The 19,321-nt window shown below is 40.9% G+C and carries 16 protein-coding genes and 1 pseudogene; 2 read left to right on the top strand and 15 right to left on the bottom strand.

Annotation, left to right across the window (positions count from 1 at the left end):
* Positions 1–2: 2 nt before the first annotated feature.
* The 10 genes from C2M33_RS05855 to pyrC all read right to left on the bottom strand — a co-directional run bounded on the left by C2M33_RS05855 (position 3) and on the right by pyrC (position 9,156).
* Positions 3–1,007 (bottom strand): hypothetical protein, encoded by a 1,005-nt coding sequence (locus C2M33_RS05855; protein WP_063705915.1) that lies wholly within the window; start codon positions 1,005–1,007, stop codon positions 3–5.
* Positions 1,008–1,063: 56 nt separating this feature from the next.
* Positions 1,064–2,323 carry a tetratricopeptide repeat protein gene (locus C2M33_RS05850; RefSeq protein WP_063705917.1) on the bottom strand — a complete coding sequence of 420 codons (1,260 nt, stop codon included), beginning with the start codon at positions 2,321–2,323 and terminating at the stop codon, positions 1,064–1,066.
* A gap of 11 nt (positions 2,324–2,334) precedes the next feature.
* The gene (locus C2M33_RS05845; RefSeq protein ID WP_063705919.1) at positions 2,335–2,952 is read right to left on the bottom strand and encodes an energy transducer TonB; all 618 of its coding nucleotides are present in this window, start codon (positions 2,950–2,952) and stop codon (positions 2,335–2,337) included.
* Entirely contained in the window at positions 2,952–3,356 is a 405-nt protein-coding gene (locus tag C2M33_RS05840; protein ID WP_054551557.1) for an ExbD/TolR family protein, read from the bottom strand. The genes C2M33_RS05845 and C2M33_RS05840 overlap by 1 nt, the downstream gene beginning before the upstream one ends.
* A gap of 14 nt (positions 3,357–3,370) precedes the next feature.
* The gene (locus C2M33_RS05835; RefSeq protein WP_036967538.1) at positions 3,371–3,895 is read right to left on the bottom strand and encodes a MotA/TolQ/ExbB proton channel family protein; all 525 of its coding nucleotides are present in this window, start codon (positions 3,893–3,895) and stop codon (positions 3,371–3,373) included.
* Complete coding sequence (locus C2M33_RS05830; RefSeq protein WP_063705921.1) at positions 3,895–5,259, bottom strand: MotA/TolQ/ExbB proton channel family protein; 1,365 nt, start codon at positions 5,257–5,259, stop codon at positions 3,895–3,897. The genes C2M33_RS05835 and C2M33_RS05830 overlap by 1 nt, the downstream gene beginning before the upstream one ends.
* A gap of 6 nt (positions 5,260–5,265) precedes the next feature.
* Positions 5,266–6,036 (bottom strand): DUF3450 domain-containing protein, encoded by a 771-nt coding sequence (locus C2M33_RS05825; RefSeq protein WP_063705924.1) that lies wholly within the window; start codon positions 6,034–6,036, stop codon positions 5,266–5,268.
* A 474-nt stretch (positions 6,037–6,510) separates the two neighbouring features.
* Positions 6,511–7,125, bottom strand: coding sequence for a response regulator transcription factor (locus C2M33_RS05820; protein ID WP_063705929.1), 615 nt, complete (start codon positions 7,123–7,125; stop codon positions 6,511–6,513).
* A 434-nt stretch (positions 7,126–7,559) separates the two neighbouring features.
* Positions 7,560–7,769, bottom strand: a complete 210-nt coding sequence (locus C2M33_RS05815; protein WP_036967526.1) for a cold-shock protein — start codon at positions 7,767–7,769, stop codon at positions 7,560–7,562.
* 340 nt (positions 7,770–8,109) lie between these two features.
* On the bottom strand, positions 8,110–9,156 hold the full coding sequence (pyrC, locus tag C2M33_RS05810) for a dihydroorotase (RefSeq protein WP_105173968.1): 1,047 nt from the start codon (positions 9,154–9,156) through the stop codon (positions 8,110–8,112).
* Positions 9,157–9,347: 191 nt separating this feature from the next.
* On the opposite strand from pyrC, the gene C2M33_RS05805 reads away from it, so the two are divergent.
* A complete protein-coding gene (locus C2M33_RS05805; protein ID WP_105173967.1) occupies positions 9,348–11,717 on the top strand; it encodes an EAL domain-containing protein in 2,370 nt (789 codons plus the stop codon).
* Between the two features lie 43 nt (positions 11,718–11,760).
* Here the strand turns inward: C2M33_RS05805 and C2M33_RS05800 are convergent, their stop codons facing one another.
* Positions 11,761–14,040: an acyl-CoA dehydrogenase gene (locus C2M33_RS05800; protein WP_105173966.1), complete on the bottom strand. Its 2,280-nt coding sequence runs from the start codon at positions 14,038–14,040 to the stop codon at positions 11,761–11,763.
* 168 nt (positions 14,041–14,208) lie between these two features.
* Here C2M33_RS05800 and C2M33_RS05795 point away from each other — a divergent pair.
* Positions 14,209–16,058: pseudogene (locus tag C2M33_RS05795) on the top strand (M2 family metallopeptidase).
* Between the two features lie 57 nt (positions 16,059–16,115).
* On the opposite strand, the gene C2M33_RS05790 reads toward C2M33_RS05795, so the two are convergent.
* From C2M33_RS05790 to C2M33_RS05775, 4 genes are all read right to left on the bottom strand, one after another.
* Positions 16,116–16,904, bottom strand: coding sequence for a putative porin (locus C2M33_RS05790; RefSeq protein ID WP_062564210.1), 789 nt, complete (start codon positions 16,902–16,904; stop codon positions 16,116–16,118).
* A gap of 221 nt (positions 16,905–17,125) precedes the next feature.
* Positions 17,126–17,500, bottom strand: coding sequence for a PH domain-containing protein (locus C2M33_RS05785; RefSeq protein WP_054551567.1), 375 nt, complete (start codon positions 17,498–17,500; stop codon positions 17,126–17,128).
* A 2-nt stretch (positions 17,501–17,502) separates the two neighbouring features.
* Complete coding sequence (locus C2M33_RS05780; RefSeq protein WP_105173965.1) at positions 17,503–18,411, bottom strand: ABC transporter ATP-binding protein; 909 nt, start codon at positions 18,409–18,411, stop codon at positions 17,503–17,505.
* Positions 18,408–19,226 (bottom strand): ABC transporter permease, encoded by an 819-nt coding sequence (locus C2M33_RS05775; protein WP_105173964.1) that lies wholly within the window; start codon positions 19,224–19,226, stop codon positions 18,408–18,410. Before C2M33_RS05775 ends, C2M33_RS05780 begins: the two co-directional genes overlap by 4 nt.
* Between the last annotated feature and the right edge of the window lie 95 nt (positions 19,227–19,321).

The following is a 19,321-nucleotide window of genomic DNA, read 5'->3' as shown; positions in this document are numbered from 1 at the left end:
CATTAATTTACAAATATAAAACTCATCGCAGGATAAAGGACAATATCCTCAATTAACCAATCAGCTTGCAGCTGATCAACATTCAAACGCTTCATTAAGTTGACACGAGCTTGCTGTTCACTCCACGTGTGATAATGGATCCCCACATCAGTTTCCATCATTACTTGCCAAAAGTATTGCTCGCCTTCTGATAATTCACGTTTATTTTTCAGCGGATCAATGAATTCTAACTGCCAATCAAAACCATCGTGCTGATGTTCTTGAGTAAAATAGCTCATTACTAATGGTTTAGTATGCGAATCAGTTAAAGGTAGTAAAAAATCAGCACTGTGAGGCTGCTTTAAAGCCTGTTGTATCTCGCTAAGCCAATCTAACGGTGGTTTAGTCACACCACTAAAGTAATTTAATTTACTCTGATACCAATCTTTCCCATTCGCCAAACCAACCAAACCCAGTTTTGTGCGTGGCTTATATTGCGTTAAATATTGATTAAGTTTATTGAGCGCTGTTTGCACGTGGTTATCATTGTTATTTAAATGAGCTGTAACCATATTATGTAACAAGGTTAATTCGATTTTATTCAGTTTAAGATTACTCTGCTCAGCTGCAATTAAACGTGTTTCAACCAATTCTAACCAGGCTGCTAATCCCTGCTCACTGAAATCACCTTGTAGACGAGCGTTGCTAATAACATCACGTTGAATTGGCCATACAAAATAACGCTCAGGGTAACGCTCAGCGATGATCAAATAGTTCAATTGCGCTCGTTGAGAGTCAGTTAACTCTGTTTCTTGTAGCCCTTTATAAGCTAGGTGTCGTGCCTGTAAATAGCTCTCAGAGAAAGGCCAACTTGTTACCTTGCTATGTTCATTTTGGTTAGATAATAAATTATTAATGTTTCGAAGTTCTTGCTGTCCTTCGTGAACCGTGTTGAATTTTGTAGTTTGCTCAGAGCAAGCTATCAGCATCACACTGGCGACAAGTAATAATACGATCTGTCTTAGCATTATAAAATTCCATAAAAAAAGCCCCAGAGGGGCTTTTTAATTTAAAACAACATCAATTAGATTTTCACGCCATTACGGTTCGCTTTATCTTTGATGAAGGTTGACCAGCTCTTCGCGAATTTACGCGTACGCGGATCATCCATTGCTTTAGTGATAGCGTTGTAAGCTTGCTTATACTTCTCTTGGTAGTAGTAAGCTTCAGCTAAGTCAGAGTAAATAGTTCCTTTTTTATCAGAACCAAGCTCTAACGCCTTGTTCAAACGAACAACGGCTGCACTATAGTTTTGCGATTGTAAAAGTAATGAACCAGCTTTGCGGTAAAGCTCTGCATCGTCATCAAATTTAGCCGCTTCTTCATAGTATTTAGCTGCTTTTTCAATATCTTTTGAGCGGTGGTAGTTAGATGCCACTGCACTGATATTTTGCTTGTTACGCTTAACTTTGTTTTCGTTGATTGCCTTTTCAAGCACTACAGCTGCTTTGTAAGGAATATCGTTTAACGAATAAAAGTTAGAAAGTACTTTGTATTCAACTTCGTTTTCAAAATAGCCATTTTTATAGGCAACTTCCATGGTCGCAAGACCTTTCTTGAAGTCTTCGGTTTGTAGGTAATATTTACCTAAACCAACCCAGGCTTTTTTGTCTTCAGGCCAAACACGAACAATCTCTTCAGCTACTTCTACCATGTTTTTGTACTGTTTAAGTTCAAAATAGGCAGCTAGCTTTAATTGGTAAGAGGCTTTAGCAGGCTCTTTTGCCAATTCGATTGCTTTGTTTGCAGCAGGAAGTACGTCTTTATAAAGTTTTAACTCGTAGTTAGCTTGCGCAATACGTGTATAAACTTTGTCGTCTTCCTCACCTGTGAAGTCCATCCAAGCTGCATAAGCTTCTTTCGCTTTTGCATATTGCTCTGTACCTGCGTACATATCACCTAATAGTTTTAGGCCTTGCTCTTGGTCAGCAAAGTTTAAAACGTCAGGTTTAACAGCTGCTTGAACGTGCTTGATAGCTAACTGATACTGCTCTTTTTGAGCGTACATTTGACCTAAATAACGGTCAACAGTCGCTTTGTCGAAGTCATCTGATGCATCAATTTCTTTAAGTAATGCAATCGCTTCGTCAAGCTTTTCTTCATTATACAAGTCAAACGCTTTAATTACTTTCTTACCAACGCGCTCACCCATAACTTTAGTTTTTGCTTTCTTACGCGCTTCAATCTTCGCGTAATCTGGCGCAGCTAAAGCAGGTGCAGTGAATGCCACACCTGATAGTGACATAAGAAGCGCAAGAGCAGTTACTTTAGATAAATTTCTCATTACTCGCCTCCTTAGTTGCCTTGGTTAAGTTTAAAGTCTAATTGAACCTGAAGACCCGGTTGTCTTTGTGGCTTACCATCAATAACTTTAGGACGGTATTTCCACTTAGATAACGCACGCTTAGCTTCACGGTCGAAGATACGTTTAGGATCAGCGTCGATCACTTGAATATCTTCTACACCACCAACTTCGTTGATAGTGAATGAAAGTTGTACCCAACCTTCTTTACCATCACGCGCTGCTTGCGTTGGGTATTTTGGTTCAATACGAACGATAGGTGTCGCGTCACCATCACGTCCAAATGCACCTGGACCACTTAGGCCACCAGCTGTGCTACCCACATCGATGCTTGGCATATTAAATGACAAACCACCAGTGTTCGGGTTGCTGTTTTCCGGCTGAGGCGGCTGCGGTTTAGGCGGCTGCTTTGGCGGTGGCGGAGGCGGAGGCGGAACACGCTTCCTCTCCTGCACCTTAGATTCAGGCGGATTCGTCATAATTTCGACTACGATCTGTTCTTTTTGTTCAGTCGCACGATCAGCTCCACCGGAGATGAGGTACGCCATGAAGTAGAACAAGCCGAAAGTAACTGCCCCACCTGCAATCAGTGAAAACAGAAAACGAATCATTACTGATCTCCAGCTATTGAAATTTTAAGGTTATCACCCGTCGCTTTGATCTGGTCCATAACTTTAACTACTACGCCGTGTTTTGCTTCTTTATCAGCTTGCAAAATTACAACTTCTGTAGGTTGTTCTGCTAATAAACTTTCAAGCTTAGCTGATACACGTTCAACGTCTACTTGTTGTTTATCAATCCAGATCGCACCGTCAGCACGGATAGCAACAAAAATGTTTGCATTTTTTTGCTTCGTAGCTGCAGCTGCTTTAGGTTTATTGACTTCGATACCAGCCTCTTTAACGAACGATGTAGTTACGATAAAGAAAATAAGCATGATAAATACGATGTCAAGCATTGGCGTCATATCAACCGCTGCTTCTTCTTCTTCACGAAAACGTTGTTTACGTGCCATATTTAATTCTCTCTCTAGTGATGAGGCATGCTATCTACAAGTTTAGCTTTCGCCATTCTCGCTCTTGCCTCAAGGCGTGAGCTAAAGAATACTCCAGATAGTGCCGCAACCATTCCAGCCATTGTTGGGATTGTTGCCATTGAAATACCTGATGCCATTAAACGTGCGTTACCTGTACCTTGAGTAGCCATGGTTTCGAAAACCGCGATCATACCCGTTACAGTACCTAGTAAGCCGATTAAAGGACAAATAGCTACCAATGTCTTAATCAACAACATACGCTGATCTAATTTTTCAGACGCTTCAGAAATCCATGCTTCACGGATTCTGTGTGCGTACCAAGACGTAGTGTCTTGGCGGGCATCCCACTGAGCTACGATGTCCTTCGTCATACGAGGAAACTCAGCTAGTAGGAACCAATAGCGCTCAATCATTAAAACCCACATAAGAAAGAGTGCTATCGCGACCACGTATAAAACCTGGCCGCCTGTGCCAACAAAATCCCTGATAGATTCCCAGATCTCCATCAGGACTAGCATTAGGCTTTCTCCTTCTCCGCGTGAGCAGCGATGATACCTGCGCTTTGCTCATCAAGGACATGTAGAACCGACTTACTACGACCCGCAACGATTGAGTGAAGTAGGATAAGTGGTAGAGCTGCAATTAGACCTAACGCTGTAGTTACAAGTGCTAGAGAGATATTACCAGCCATGATCTTCGGATCACCTGTACCGAACAATGTGATTGTTTGGAACGTAAGGATCATACCGATTACCGTACCTAGTAGACCTAGTAATGGAGCGATTGCTGCCAAGATCTTGATGATGTTGATACCAGCTTCGATGCGAGGCGTTTCACGTAGGATTGCTTCGTCAAGTTTAAGCTCAAGGTTTTCAACGTCTTGATTCTTGTTGTCAGCGTAAACCTTAAGAATACGACCCAGAGGGTTGTTTGTATTCGGAGTAGAAAGGTTTTTAAGCTGGCTCTTAATCTTAGTGCTAGTAAGCGCAAGATCAATGAAACGAACGATGAAGATAAGTAGACCAACAACAAGTAATACTGTGATGATGTAACCTACTTCAGCACCTTGCTCGTAGTATTCCATTAACGATTTTTTCTGCGTGTTGATACGTAAGATCGCGCCACGAGTCGGGTCGATGTATACGCCAGCGTAGTTGTCTGCAGAAGTTTTTTCTAAATCGCTGATACCAGCTAGGATGTAGCTATCAGGTTGCTTACCTAGAGGTTGGATCGCTTTAGTTTCTGGAGAGTAGATTAAATAACCGTCGTCAGTTACTAAGTTGAAGTTACCGATACGCGTTACTTTCTTCACAGAAGATGAACCGTCAAGACCTGCAACTTCAGTTTCGAAAGTTGAAACTTTAGCTGATTCAGTCATTTCAGTTTGAAGAGAAATCCAAAGCTCTTCTAATTCACGTACAGTTGGAAGTTCTTTCGCTGCAGCTAGTGAACGAAGTACTTCAGCACGTCCTGGTTTTTCAGCAGAAACAAGTGATGCTTCGATTGAACCGATTGCATCAGCAGCTGCACGACGTACAACACCGAACATCTCACCTAACGTACCTTGAGCGTTTAAAAGAGCTTGCTCTTTTTCAGCTAAAGTATTTTCGTTTTGTGCATATTCTTTAGATAAACGATCACCACGTGCTTTTTCAGCAGCTAGGTCGCTTTTCGCTTTGTTAAGTAACGCTTGCTTGTCAGCACGAGCTGAAAGGAACTCTTGTTCACGTTGCTTGTTTAATTTGCCTTCAGAGATACGTTCTTGCTTAACTTGCTCAAGAATTTTGTCTAAAGCATCAGTGTTTGCGTGTGCATTAAGCGCGGTACCTGCAGAAACAGATAGTACTGCTGCAACAGCAAAACCTTTAAATAGTTTCTTCATTATTGATTACTCCGCGCCGAAGATTGGTAGTTTAACAAGTTCTAATGTCGCTTGTTTACGCGCCATACGGATAACTTCTTTAACAGGTTTTAGGTATTCTTCACCTAATTCTTTCCACTGTTTAGTGTTGTTATCCCACACCCACGCGTGCTTAAGGTCAAAAGACTGAGCTACGTATGTGATACGACCTAAACGACCGAAGTCAACGTTGATGCTCTTACCATCGATCTCAAGAGTACCTTGAGAAGCAGTTACAGCTGAGCTGTATGCAGTTTCAACAGTGTAAGCTTCAAGAACTTGGCGGAATTTTTCAGATGTAGTAACTGATGCTGACGCCATGATGTCACGAAGTCTTTCAACACGTGTTAAACGGTTTTCAAGATTGAACGGAACGTCCGCTTTGATGAATTGCTCAAGCGTATCGATCATGCGATACATCAAAGGCACAACGTTTTGTTTCGTGTTATCGATAGTTGCGATTTGACGGTCAAACGATTCGATTGAAGCGTTTTGGTCAGCGACCAAACGTGCTACGTGATCGTTATAAACCTTCATTAGCTCAGTTTCGTCAACAACGCTACGGTACTCAGCGATTAGCTCTTGAGTTTGACCATATACATTGTCAATTTTAGTTTGAGACTTAACAGCAGCCTTTTGAATTTGTTGACCTGCATCTTGCACATCTTTCAAAGGATCTGCAATCACATTGCTGCTTGCAAATGCAAAAGCGCCAACCAACGCTGATGCTACAAGACTCTTTCTGATTTTAACAGACATAGTTCCCAACCAATTAAGTAATGTTACTTTTATAATTTAATTACCCTCCGAAGAGGACAACCCTGATATCTTTTAATAGATATCAACCCTCCAATAATGCTAAATGCATCAGAGTCTGTCAACTTGATGTTCGGCTTTCATCGGAAAAATTTGGTGACTCGTCGTTGAGATGAAAATAACCAAAACAACGAATTAACAAAAATATAACAGAGGTATTCAACTGCTACTTCTATAGCCCTTTACTGGCGAACATTGCATTCATGTTAGGTTCAAGCTTAAACATAAATGTAACATTTTATGAAAACAGAAAGAGCTAAAGAAAAATGAAAAAAAAATTCAGTTTATTCATCTAAAAAATCTATTTTGCAGAATTTTTATGCACCGAGCTTACATTACTGCTCAATATGCAGGCAAAACAGACACTAAACACAAGAATGAGAGAGTTGAATTCTCTCACCGCTATGGGTGAGAGAATTAAAATACAGCGCGGTCTTTTACCAGCTTTGCAAGTGAGATAATTGAATCAACTTCAAGCTTTTCAAATATTTTCGCTTTGTATGTACTTACCGTTTTGTTACTAATGAAAAGCTTTTCACCAATATCTTTGTTCGATAGGCCTTGGAGCAAATAATTCATCACCGCGAGCTCACGTTCTGTTAGTAACTCATCGATGTCTTTTTCAGAGGCAATAAGATGCTCTTGCGGAAAGAATGTATAACCACGCAAAATCATTTCAACAGCAGAAGAAATATCTTCAAGACTTTCAGCCTTATTAACAAATCCCTGTGCGCCTAGTTTCGCAGCTGTGCGGATGATGTGTTTGTCTTGCTTTGCAGATAAAAACAATACTTTGCCAGTAAAGCCACTACTGACTGCACGCTTATATAAGCTAAAGCCATCGGAGTCTTCTAACTCGATGTCTAAAATCGCCAGCGCTACATTATTACTTTTTAAAAACTGCAATGCTTCCTTTTGACTTCCAACAGCTTGTACTTCATTCACCAGAGTAGACTTTGCAAGTACCATCTTAATTGCTGTTGCCACCATCGGGTGGTCGTCTACCAAAAGTATATTGTTTCCTATGCTCATCGATTAGCAAACCTTCATTATATTTCATCAAACAAGTATAAGTTACTCAGCATTTTTTCCATATGTGGATAGGTTAAGTTTAGCGGGTTATTTCTAGATTGGTGAAAAATAACTGTAAACTTTCCTTCGCGGTTAACTTTCATGTTTGATCAAAACTACTAACTAAACATAACAGCTGATGTCATGTTAAATAAAATCCCATCGGTACAGCATATAATACTTTAGTTATGGAGAGTAGCTTTTAGGGCATAGATCGTGAACTTCTAGCTTAAGGGCTGACTAAATTAGTCATTTTCAATGCCTTTGGAGGAATATAATTTCGGTACAATTAGAGTGATATATGGTGAAGGGTAAACGTGGGGTTGTTAGGTATTAAAATGAATTTTGGTGAAACAGAAACTGTTTCACCAAAATGCTAAGTTTCACATAAATAATTATGCTACTTCTACGTTCTCAGCTTCAGGGCCTTTTTGACCTTGTTTGATGCCGAAAGATACTTGCTGACCTTCGCTAAGAGTGCGGAAGCCTGTACCTGTGATAGCGCTGAAGTGTACGAATACGTCAGGGCCATTTTCTTGTTCAATAAAACCGAAACCTTTAGCTTCGTTGAAGAACTTAACTTTACCAGTAACCGTGTTTGACATACCAAATTTTCCTGTAAGTCAATTATTAAAATTCAGCCAATATGGCTCTATCCTCCCTGAGTGAATGCCCAATAAACTTGGGGTAAAGTACAGGAAGAACCAATAACCAAACCGGTAACCGTACAGCCGCACATTATCCGTAAATTCAATACGCAAAAACTCAAAGCAATTTAAGACTAACACATTAAATAGTTTTTAGCTCTAATAATCGAAAATAATTTTAAGGTCAACCGCCTAAACAAAAATATATGACAGTACTATTTATAAACAATTAATATTCAATGAAAAAAGCCCATCAAATTGATGGGCTTTTAATTCTAAATTTATCGCTTGCTAAAACTTATTTAACTTGCCAATCCATTTGCGCTTCAGCTTTGATTGGTACTACTTCTGAATCACCTAATTTATAGCTTGCAGGTACTGTCCAACTCTCTTTTACCAGTGTAATCGTATCTTGGTTACGAGGCATGCCGTAGAAGTCTGGGCCAAAATGGCTTGCGAAACCTTCAAGCTTGTCTAAAGCTCCGGCTTCTTCAAAAGCTTCTGCATAAAGTTCAATAGCTGCGTGAGCAGTATATGCACCAGCACAACCACACGCCGCCTCTTTTTTGTCTTTATAATGCGGTGCAGAGTCAGTACCTAAGAAGAATTTTTTGCTACCGCTTGTTGCAGCACCAATTAGCGCTTGCTGATGAATGTTACGCTTAAGAATAGGCAAGCAGTAATAATGTGGGCGAATGCCCCCCGCCAACATATGATTGCGGTTATAAAGAAGGTGATGAGCTGTAATGGTTGCAGCTACATTCTCTGGTGCATTATTCACAAACTCAACCGCATCTTGTGTGGTGATGTGCTCAAGCACAATCTTAAGGCTAGGAAAGTCATTTACTACGTCCGCTAGAATTGTTTCTAGGAAGACCTTCTCACGGTCAAAAATATCGATTGATGAATCAGTTACTTCACCATGCACTAATAGCAACATACCCACTTCTTGCATTGCTTCAAGTACTGGGTAAATGTTTTTGATTGATGTCACACCTGAATCTGAATTGGTCGTCGCGCCAGCTGGGTACAACTTAGCAGCAACAATTTTACCTGTTGCTTTCGCTTTTTTGATTTCTTCTGGTGTTGTTTTATCTGTTAGGTAGAGCACCATTAATGGCTCAAAGTTACCTTGCGGGCCCGCAGCTTTAATTCGCTCATAGTAAGATAACGCAGTGTCTGTACAGGTTGCCGGTGGAACAAGGTTAGGCATGATGATCGCGCGGCCCATGTATCGGCTTGCATCACGAACGGTATCAACGAGTTGCTCGCCATCACGTAAATGAATGTGCCAATCATCAGGGCGTGTAATTGTTAGAGTTTGCATCGAATTTAAATCTGACATTGCTGGTTTCCACGGCTAAAGTTAGGGGGATAGCGTAAACGTTGAGCAAATAACCTCGCTTATTCACTCAAGTCCATATTCAGGTGCCTAGTTTACACCAGTTCCAGTTTTTTTTGAAAATAACTTTGTGGATAGTTTGATAGTAGGTTAACGTAATAAATTAATACAACATTTCGGTTACCTTTTAATCTATGCCTAAGAGTTTAGACGCTGCTTTTGCACTTGAGGTCAAAACAGACCAACTACATATTATTAATCAGTTTTCATCATCTGTGATGCAATTAGACACTGTTGAAGAATTGTTAGAATATGTCACGTCTGAAGTGGTAAGCCGCTTAGGCTTCATAGAATGTGTCATTTACTTAGCAGATGATAAAACGCGTACCCTCAAAGAAATGGCGTCTATTGGCACAGCAAGCAGCCATGATACATATCATATTGACCGTACAGAAATCAGCTTTGATCAGGGTATTACGGGGTATGTCGCAAGCACTGGTAAGCCGTTAATGATTGGCGATGTCAGTCAAGATCCGCGTTATATCGCAGATTCTCGCCCTGCTCTTTCTGAGCTTTGCGTACCATTAGTTTACAAAGAAAAACTTCTGGGTGTCATTGACTGTGAGCACCCACAAAAACATTATTACAATGATGCGCATTTAGAGATTTTATCAACAGTGGCGCATCTATTAAGTGCCAAGATAAATCAAGTTCGCACCGTAGAAGACTTACAGCAAACCGTGATGCAGTTAAACGACGCGCAAAAACTTGAACGCTGCATGCTGCAAATTGCTAACTTAACCTATCAATCAAGCGAGCTAGATAGCTTCTTTGAGTCTTTACATGGCATTATTACCTCTTTGCTGAGGGCAGATAACTTCTTTATTGGCCTGTATGACAAGCAACTAGATGTGCTTGATTTAGTTTATATTATCGAAGAAGGCGTACGTTCTAACGCGCACAAGAAAATATCGAAAGAACAACTAAAAGACACCGCATCTTATTATTTATTAAACATCGACCAATCCTTACTTTTTACTAAAGAAGAGTTTCAACAGCACATTGATGCAGGTCATTTTAAAATGGTTGGTCGTCAGGCCGAGTCTTGGCTGGGTGTACCATTTAAAGTAAATGAGCGTATTAGTGGTGTTATCGCTGTACAAAGTTACAGTAAAAGCTATCACTATGACGAACATGACCGTGCCTTACTTACGTATGTCAGCCGCCAAATTAGCATGGCAATAGACCGTCAATTATCAAGACAAGAGCTTGAGCACCGTGCTCTTCACGACGAATTAACCGGTCTTGCCAATCGCTCGTTGTTAATTGAGCGTATTAAACATGCCATTCTGCGTCTGGCAAGAGCAGATAAACGTCACCAACATGCCCTGCTCTATCTAGACTTTGACCGCTTTAAAAGTATCAATGATTCATTAGGTCATGAGGTTGGCGACCACTTTTTAGTAAAAATCTGTGAGTTGATCTTAGGTACCATTCGCAATACCGATACCTTTGCCCGTTTGGGGGGCGATGAATTTGCCATATTTATGGAAAACATCACCGATAAACAACAAATTAATGATGCCCTTGAACGCATTCAACAGGTTCTCGCTGAGCCCCTCGATATTGATGGTCATTTATTGCAAGCATCAACAAGTATTGGTGTTGCGTTTTGTGAAAGCAGTCGCGATCAAGCTTATAAGCTATTGCAACATGCCGATGCTGCAATGTACGAGGCAAAGTCGTCAGGTCGAGGCAAGGTTAAGTTTTTCAACAATACAATGCGTAAAAAACTTAAAAATCATGCAGATATAGAAAATGATTTACAGCATGGTATTGAGCATAACGATTTTGAACTTTACTACCAGCCAATTTTTACCATTCAAGATGCACAGGTTGTTGGTTTTGAGGCGCTTGTGCGCTGGCATCACCCAAGTAAAGGCTTTGTCTCACCAAATGATTTTATTCCCGTTGCTGAAGACACAGGCCAGATTATTAATCTAGATTTACATTTGCTTGAGCTTGCTGCAAAGCAAATCGAAAAGTGGACGAGTGAAGGTAAAGCATTTGGCAGAATTACCGTGAATGTATCATCACGTCATTTTGCAAGCCTCGACTTTGTGGCACAAATTCATGCTTTGTACTCTAAATACAAGCTTCCTTTGGGCTCGCTGTGCTTAGAAATTACCGAGTCAGGACTAATTGGTAATTTAGAGCTCGCTACAAAAATCATAAAAGGCCTTGAGCCTCTTGAAGTAAAACTATGTTTAGATGATTTTGGTACTGGGTACTCAGCGCTTGGTTATTTACACCAATTACCTATCCATATTTTAAAAATCGATAAAAGCTTTATCGATCATTTAAATAAAGCACATAACCCCTTGGTTGATGCCATTTTATCGTTAGCCCAATCGTTAAAGCTCGATGTTGTTGCAGAAGGGATTGAAACAGAAAAACAATTAGCAATCTTAAAGCAAACTCAATGTAAGTTTGGTCAAGGCTTCTTAAAAGCGAAACCTATGCCAGCCAGCGAAGCAGAAAAAATCATCACTCAAGGCCTATAAAAAAGCCTTGCAAATGCAAGGCTTTATTTATTCTAACAAGAGTTTACAGCTCGCCGGGTGCGAAGTTATCAACGGCTATTGCTTGTTTACGTAGCTCATTGGCTTGATTCATACGCTCTGCAACGGTTTCGTTAATCAAGTTTTTCTCTTTCGCTGCAGCAATTGCGCCCTCAAGCTCAAGGTTTTTCGCAATAGTGCCTTCTTTTTGCCATTTACGAAGCTGCTTAAAGTCTTCATGGGTATCAATCATGGCTAAAAAGGCATTTTCCATGACACCCGTGCCTGCATTTTCATCGACATAACAAAGATGGGTTAATCTGTCTCTAAAGACCCCTGGTTTGCTCATGTGCTCACACATTGTTTGAGCTAACTCATCGCTTGGACGGTGGTAATGATTACCTAGTGGGAAGACAATACGTTTGAGTAAAAAATTAACCACAGGATTAGCGAAGTTTTTAAAGAAGCCATCGAATGCCTGACCAATGCAGAATAACGAATGCTCTACTGCATATTGCACAAAAGGTAGGTCCGCTTGCTGGCGTCCTTCATCTTCATAACGTTTCAGTACACATGAAGCAAGATATAAGTGGCTAAGCACATCACCTAAACGAGCCGAAATCATCTCTTTACGTTTTAACTCACCACCTAACACTAACATCGCAACGTCAGTACAAAACGCTAAACCACGACTCATCCGGCTCAACTGTTTGTAGTAAACAGTGGTTGCGCCACATACAGGGGCTTTAGCGAAGTAACTGCGCGTTAAACCGTGAACAAATGCCATACCTGCATTACTACCTGCAAATAAAATATGTTGCAGCAGTAATGAGTCGAATTCTTTCAAGGCAACATCATGGTCTTCCATTGCAGCCGCTTCCATTTCTTTTAAAACAAACGGATGACAGCGAGTGGCACCTTGACCAAATATCATCAAGTTACGAGTCAGAATGTTTGCACCTTCAACGGTAATCGAAACTGGGATCCCCATATAACCATGAGCTAAATAGTTATTCGGCCCAACTTGAATACCTTTACCTGAATGAATATCCATAGCGTCGTTCATAACTGTACGACCCATTTCAGTCATATGGTACTTAGCTATGGCGGTAACCACAGACGGACTTAGTTTTAAATCAATCGCCCCTGCAGTCATTAACCGTGTCGCTTCTAAGGTGTAAGTTAAACCACCTATGCGAGCAAGCGCCTCTTGAACACCCTCAAATTGGCCAATCGACACACCAAATTGTTGGCGTACGGTTGCATAGGCAGATGTCATTCTTGAAGCCAAGTGGCCAGTTGCTGTACTAAGCGCTGGTAACGAAATACCACGGCCAGCACTTAAACATTCAACTAACATACGCCAGCCTCGACCAGCGCCTTTTTCACCACCAATGATCCAATCAAGCGGAATAAACACATCTTTACCGTACGTTGTGCCATTCATAAATGCCATATTTAAAGGGTAATGACGCTCACCTGTTTGAACACCTTCATGGTCTGTCGGAATAAGCGCACATGTAATACCAAGCTCTTTTTTATCACCTAATAAACCCTCAGGATCGTACATCTTAAATGCAAGACCCAGCACGGTGGCAATGGGTGCAAGGGTGATATAACGTTTTGACCAGTTAAGTTTTAAACCAATCACTTCTTCACCGTCATGCATGCCTTTACACACAACGCCTGTATCAGGAATACTGCCTGCATCCGAACCCGCCTCAGGGCCCGTCAATGCAAAACAAGGTACATCATCACCTTTAGCTAAGCTTGGCAACCAACGCTCTTGTTGCTCTTTAGTTCCATAATGAAGGAGTAATTCGCCTGGACCTAAGCTATTCGGTACCATTACGGTAACCGCAGCGGTTAAACTCTTAGTGGCAATTTTCGATACGATGGTTGAATTTGCAATCGCCGAAAACTCGCGACCACCAAACTTTTCAGGAATGATTAACGCAAAGAACCCTTCTTTTTTTAGGTAGTCCCACACTTCTTTTGGTAGGTCTTTATCTTTTTGTACGATTTGATAATCATCAAGCATGGCTAACAAGGTTTCGACTTGCTCGCCCATAAATGCGCGTTCTTTTTCGCTTAATTCAGGTTTAGGAAAACGATGCAGTTTTTGCCAATCTGGGTTACCACTGAATAGTTCACCATCCCACCAAACATCACCCGCTTCCATAGCTTCACGTTCTGTTTGCGATAACGGCGGCAAAACTTTTTTAAACATACTAAACGTAGGTCGTGTGACAAGATTGATGCGAATGTCTTTCACAGCAAAAATTACAATCACAGCAACCAGTAACAGAATGATTACGGTCGTCATTGTGCAATCCTTTTATTTTAATTAACTGGTTCAAGTATGACTGATCGTGCCATAAATACAACGTAAGCGGCTCTTACCTAGGTTGTTTTTACCGATGCAGTTTGTTGTTTACTAAGACACTGCTATTATGCATGGGCAATAAATAACAATAAACTTCTAGGGAACGTTATGAAAAAGACTCCATTTAAGCTCAGCATGAGCGCACTTATGGTCGCAAGTGCACTAGCACTTACTGGCTGTAATGATGACGCTGCAAGCACTAAAACAACGACTGCTGAAGTCAAAACAAGCCAAGTAACAGCACAAGATGCCACTAAATTTATCGCCGATACTGAAAAAGAATTAAGCGCGCTTTATTTAGAAGCAAGCCGTGCTGAATGGATTTATGCCAACTCATCACCCATGATACTGCTGAACTATCTGCTGAAGTAAATCGCAAGATGACTGAAGCTGTTGTTCGCCTTGCTAATGAAGCTGCAAAATTCGATAGTTTAGAGCTTGATTACGATGCGCGTCGTAAACTCGATAAACTTAAACTAGCGCTCACCTTACCTGCGCCACAAGATGCTGAAAAAACAGCTAAGCTTTCACAGCTAGTGGCTGAGCTAGGGGGTATTTATGGTAAAGGTAAATACTGTAAAGAAGATGGTAGCTGTTTAAGCCTTGGCGAGATGACTGCGAAAATGGCAACGAGCCGTGATTACAATGAATTGCTTGATTTATGGCAAGGCTGGCGTCAAGTTTCAAAGCCTATGCGCCCGCTTTATGAGCAACAAGTTGCACTCACCAATGAAGGTGCAAAAGAGCTAGGTTATGCAGATACAGGTGCTATGTGGCGTAGTAAATACGACATGCCAGCCGATGATTTTGCGAAAGAACTTGACCGCATTTGGGGCCAAGTTAAACCACTTTATGATTCATTACATTGTCATGTTCGTGCCAAGCTAGGTGAAAAATATGGCGAAGATAAAGTACCACAAGACCAACCTATCCCTGCACACTTACTAGGCAATATGTGGGCACAAACGTGGGGTAACATCTACGATGTTGTTGCACCAGAAAATGCCGATCCTGGTTATGACGTAACTGAACTATTAGCTGAGCACGATTACGACGAACTTAAAATGGTACGTGGTGCCGAGAAGTTCTTTACATCAATGGGCTTTGCACCACTACCAGATACCTTCTATGAGCGCTCACTTTTCACTAAACCACAAGACCGTGATGTGCAGTGTCATGCATCAGCATGGGATATCGATAGCAAAGATGACCTACGCATTAAAATGTGTATTCAACGTACAGGTGAAGAGTTCTCTGTTATTCACCACGAGCTAGGCCATAACTTCTATCAACGCGCATATAAAGATCAGCCTGTTTACTACCAAGAAAGTGCGAACGATGGTTTCCACGAAGCAATTGGTGACACCATTGCGCTTTCTGTTACACCGGGTTATTTAAAAGAAATTGGTTTATTAGACGAGGTGCCTGATGAGTCAAAAGATATTGGCCTGTTAATGAAAATGGCTTTAGACAAAGTAGCATTTATTCCATTTGGTTTATTGGTAGACCAATGGCGCTGGAAAGTTTTCTCAGGTGAAGTAACGCCAGAGAACTACAACAAAGCGTGGTGGGAATTACGTGAAAAATATCAAGGTGTCCAAGCGCCTATCGCACGTAGCGAAGCAGACTTCGATCCAGGTGCCAAGTATCACGTACCAGGTAACACGCCTTACACACGTTATTTCTTAGCGCACATTTTACAATTCGACTTCCACAGAAGTTTATGTGAAATTGCTGGTAACAAAGAAGCGATTCATCGTTGTTCAGTTTACAACTCTGCTGAGGCGGGTGAAAAACTAAATGCAATGTTAGAGATGGGTTCAAGTCGCCCATGGCAAGAAGCTCTTGCGACGATCACTGGTAAAGAAGAAATGGATGCAACAGCAATCTTAGATTACTTTGCACCGTTACAAAAATACCTTGATGAGCAAAATAAAGACCGCCAGTGCGGTTGGTAATTATAAAAACGAAAAAGCCCGCATTATGCGGGCTTTTTTATATCATCAAATTAATGATTAAAACTGTAAGCTTACGTTTGCAAAGTATGCATCGTAATCTGAGTCATCCCAGTTGTTTGCATAACCAGCTTTTAAGCCTACGTTTTTGTTAAAGAAGTGCTGTGCACCAAAGCTGTAGTCATCTTCTTTATTAAACGTTACAAATGCTGACGTTGCTTTAGAGAAGTAGTAGTTAGAACCTAGTTCCCAAGAGCTACCGCTATCGTCTGTATCTGAGATTGTACCTTCAATTGTTAGGTAGTTACCTTGTTGAAGATCCATGAAGTATTTTGCATTTACTGCACGGTAATCAAACTCATCGTCAGCTGTGAATGTGAAACCTAAGTAATCAGTGCTGTTAAGCTGGTGATTGTATTTAAGGTCGAACATTACAGTGTTGTCACCGTCTTCTACGTCGATAAATGTTGCTTTAAGAAGAAGGTTAGGATTAAAGAAGTAACCTGCAGATACATTGAATAAATCAGTATCTGAACCGTAATCGTAGTTGCTATAACCCGCACCAAATACAAAATCTTGTACGAAGTATTCACCACCGATGTTAGTTACATCACCAAAGTCATCATCTGCGTACGAACCAAACACGTTGGTTGTTCTGTTGATGTATTCAAACTGGTCGTAAGGACCCATTGTTTTCTTTGGTGCGAAGTAATACGTTGAATCAACGCTTACAGTGTCGTTGCCATCGGTGTCCATGTACCCTAAATGGCTAATTGATTGGTAACTATCCGCAGCAGTCGCGGCAGTTGACAGAAGCATACTCGAAATAATAACTGCTAACTTTTTCATAAACAGATTTCCCTATTAACATTGTTTCATTGCTGTTGAAAACTAGCCTGATGGCTAAGTTGGGCACATGCTAACGTGAGAAAACTGAATGGATACTTAACTAAGCAGTTGTTTTTACTCGATTAATTGTAATAAAGTGTCGGCAAATGTAAAGAAAAAGTTGGCCGAAACTTACGTCTCCAAGCCAACTTTTAGTGAAAAAAGTAAAGTCTCTCAGTACCTTATAAAGCGAATTGGCTTATAATTCTATAAACCTCATTAATGTTATCTCCTGCTTTAAAGTCTTTGCTGATTGGCGTTGGATCTGAACCAACCCAAATTTTTAGTTCAGCATCAAGGTCAAAATGCCCGGCACTTTCTTTACTAAACTTGGTGATTTTTGAGTAAGCAATGCTCAGCATTTCAACTTTAGATCCAGTAACACCTTGTTTATCAATAATAATTAATCTTTTATTGGTAAAGATGAACATATCTCGAATGACTTTATAGGCTTTTTGTACTGTTTCACCATCGATCAGTGTATTGGCAAGTAGTTCTTCTAAATCATCATTATCGACTTCACTTGCGTTACCCATTAATCCGCTTAATAAACCCATAATTAGCTCTCCTTATGAAAAATTTGATTTTCGAGTGTGTGACCATTCACTAGTTGACGATACTGCCAACCTTGTTGATAACAAAAGTGTAGAAGATTGATATCAAAAGGCTCAGCGGTTTTCTCAAACTCGATCACATATTCTTTTGCTTGGCTCATATAAACATGATGTACATGGGCAAGGCTTGCAAGCTTTGCTTCGACATCATCATAGTTTTGATTTAACTGCAGCGTAATAAAGTGTTTATTATCTTGCGTGCTAGAACGGGCTTGATGCTCACTTAACACCCCTTTATCGAGGTGTAAAACCCCAGAGCATAAACGCTCAAGCTCAGTTAAGTCATGGGAGCTTAAAATAAATGTTGCTTCGTTACTTAAAGAACTTACCAGCTCTCTCACCTCACGAGCATGAATTGGATCAAGGCCTGCAGTTGCTTCATCAAGCATCACTATTTTAGGTGAACCAATTAATGCCTGTGCAATCGTCACTCGCTTACGCATACCATGAGAAAGGTCATCCGGTCGCTGCTTAGCCACTTCTGACAAACCAACGAGCTCTAAAACACGAGCCGTTTCTTTTTTACGAACCGCACCACTGAGCCCTTGTAATTGACCATAAAAGTTAAGTTGATGCGCAATACTAAAACGAGGATCAAGCTGGGCATCTTGTGGTAACGCGGTTAGCTTACCAAATAACGCCGCACTGCCTGGGCTATGCCCCATGACCGATAATTTTCCTGAACTTGGTAAAATATAACCACATAACAAACTGAATAACGTTGTTTTACCCGCCCCATTTGGGCCAACTAGCGCTACCGGCGCTCCTTTCTTTATTTCAAAGCTAACGTTATCGAGCGCTCGTTTAGCCCCGTAGTTTTTTGACAAGCCTTGTGCTTGAATTAAAACGGTCATAATGAGCTCCTTGCAAAAATTCGTTCACCAGCAAGCAGTAACACTGCCGTTTGTAAAAGTGGTAAACCAAGAGCCAGTGTGATGCCGGCACGTTGACCTGCCATTAAATCAAGTTGATAGCCGGGAAATATGTAATTTAAAACCTCAAATGCAGGCCATTGCCACGTCAGTAAGCCAATCACAATATTACCGCCAGCAAAGAACAAAATAGCCAATACAAAAGCAAGACGCGATGAACGGGCAAACGTGTTCAAAAAGCTCATCAAGGCAATAAATGGCATAACCGCAACAAGCAAATAAAATAACAACATAAAGCTTCGCGATAAGCCAGAAAGCAACAAACTTGGCTCACGATAGCCAAGCATTGCAACCGTTGCCATCAAGGTAACAAATAACAATGCCGCTAAAATGAGTAGCTGCCCTAAAAAGCGGCCAATAATAATTTCTGAACGAGTCGCTCTAAGTGATAAAAAGCGCAACGTACCTCGTTGTCTGTCGCCCACTGTTTGGTCACTACATAAAAACAAACAAAAACTTGGAAAACTAAATAAAGCAATCAACCAATAAACGGCCAGTTCAGATTCAGGCCAATCAAGTAATTTACTGATGCCAATGGCGCCAAATGCTTGCCTAGCAAAATCGGCAAAATCAGGTGAGCTAATCAAGGTCACAGATTGGGCAATGGGATAGCGTAAAATAAGTAGCCAACAAATGGCAAAAGCGGCAACCGCCAACAAACCACGTTTGGTTAGAAATAGTCGTACCAGCTCAAATTGTGCAATTTGTGCAAGTCGTTTAGGATGTAACTGCGTCACTCATAATCCTTAATGAATTTTATTATTAGAATTACACTAAGTTGAAACAGCTTGAATTACCAGAAAAAAAAACCCGACAAGCGGGTCTTATGTAA

It is taken from the genome of Pseudoalteromonas sp. T1lg122 (assembly GCF_002964825.1).
GTDB lineage: Bacteria > Pseudomonadota > Gammaproteobacteria > Enterobacterales > Alteromonadaceae > Pseudoalteromonas > Pseudoalteromonas gelatinilytica.
This window is presented reverse-complemented; position numbering and strand designations above follow the sequence as displayed.

Bases quoted from the DNA above. Each gene is read 5' to 3' on its own strand.
- C2M33_RS05825 (WP_063705924.1), bottom strand. From the start codon at position 6,036: ATGTCTGTTAAAATCAGAAAGAGTCTTGTAGCATCAGCGTTGGTTGGC.
- C2M33_RS05805 (WP_105173967.1), top strand. From the start codon at position 9,348: ATGCCTAAGAGTTTAGACGCTGCTTTTGCACTTGAGGTCAAAACAGAC.
- C2M33_RS05835 (WP_036967538.1), bottom strand. From the start codon at position 3,895: ATGCTAGTCCTGATGGAGATCTGGGAATCTATCAGGGATTTTGTTGGC.
- pyrC (WP_105173968.1), bottom strand. From the start codon at position 9,156: ATGTCAGATTTAAATTCGATGCAAACTCTAACAATTACACGCCCTGAT.
- C2M33_RS05790 (WP_062564210.1), bottom strand. From the start codon at position 16,904: ATGAAAAAGTTAGCAGTTATTATTTCGAGTATGCTTCTGTCAACTGCC.
- C2M33_RS05855 (WP_063705915.1), bottom strand. From the start codon at position 1,007: ATGCTAAGACAGATCGTATTATTACTTGTCGCCAGTGTGATGCTGATA.
- C2M33_RS05785 (WP_054551567.1), bottom strand. From the start codon at position 17,500: ATGGGTTTATTAAGCGGATTAATGGGTAACGCAAGTGAAGTCGATAAT.
- C2M33_RS05780 (WP_105173965.1), bottom strand. From the start codon at position 18,411: ATGACCGTTTTAATTCAAGCACAAGGCTTGTCAAAAAACTACGGGGCT.
- C2M33_RS05830 (WP_063705921.1), bottom strand. From the start codon at position 5,259: ATGAAGAAACTATTTAAAGGTTTTGCTGTTGCAGCAGTACTATCTGTT.
- C2M33_RS05845 (WP_063705919.1), bottom strand. From the start codon at position 2,952: ATGATTCGTTTTCTGTTTTCACTGATTGCAGGTGGGGCAGTTACTTTC.
- C2M33_RS05840 (WP_054551557.1), bottom strand. From the start codon at position 3,356: ATGGCACGTAAACAACGTTTTCGTGAAGAAGAAGAAGCAGCGGTTGAT.
- C2M33_RS05850 (WP_063705917.1), bottom strand. From the start codon at position 2,323: ATGAGAAATTTATCTAAAGTAACTGCTCTTGCGCTTCTTATGTCACTA.
- C2M33_RS05800 (WP_105173966.1), bottom strand. From the start codon at position 14,040: ATGACGACCGTAATCATTCTGTTACTGGTTGCTGTGATTGTAATTTTT.
- C2M33_RS05815 (WP_036967526.1), bottom strand. From the start codon at position 7,769: ATGTCAAACACGGTTACTGGTAAAGTTAAGTTCTTCAACGAAGCTAAA.
- C2M33_RS05820 (WP_063705929.1), bottom strand. From the start codon at position 7,125: ATGAGCATAGGAAACAATATACTTTTGGTAGACGACCACCCGATGGTG.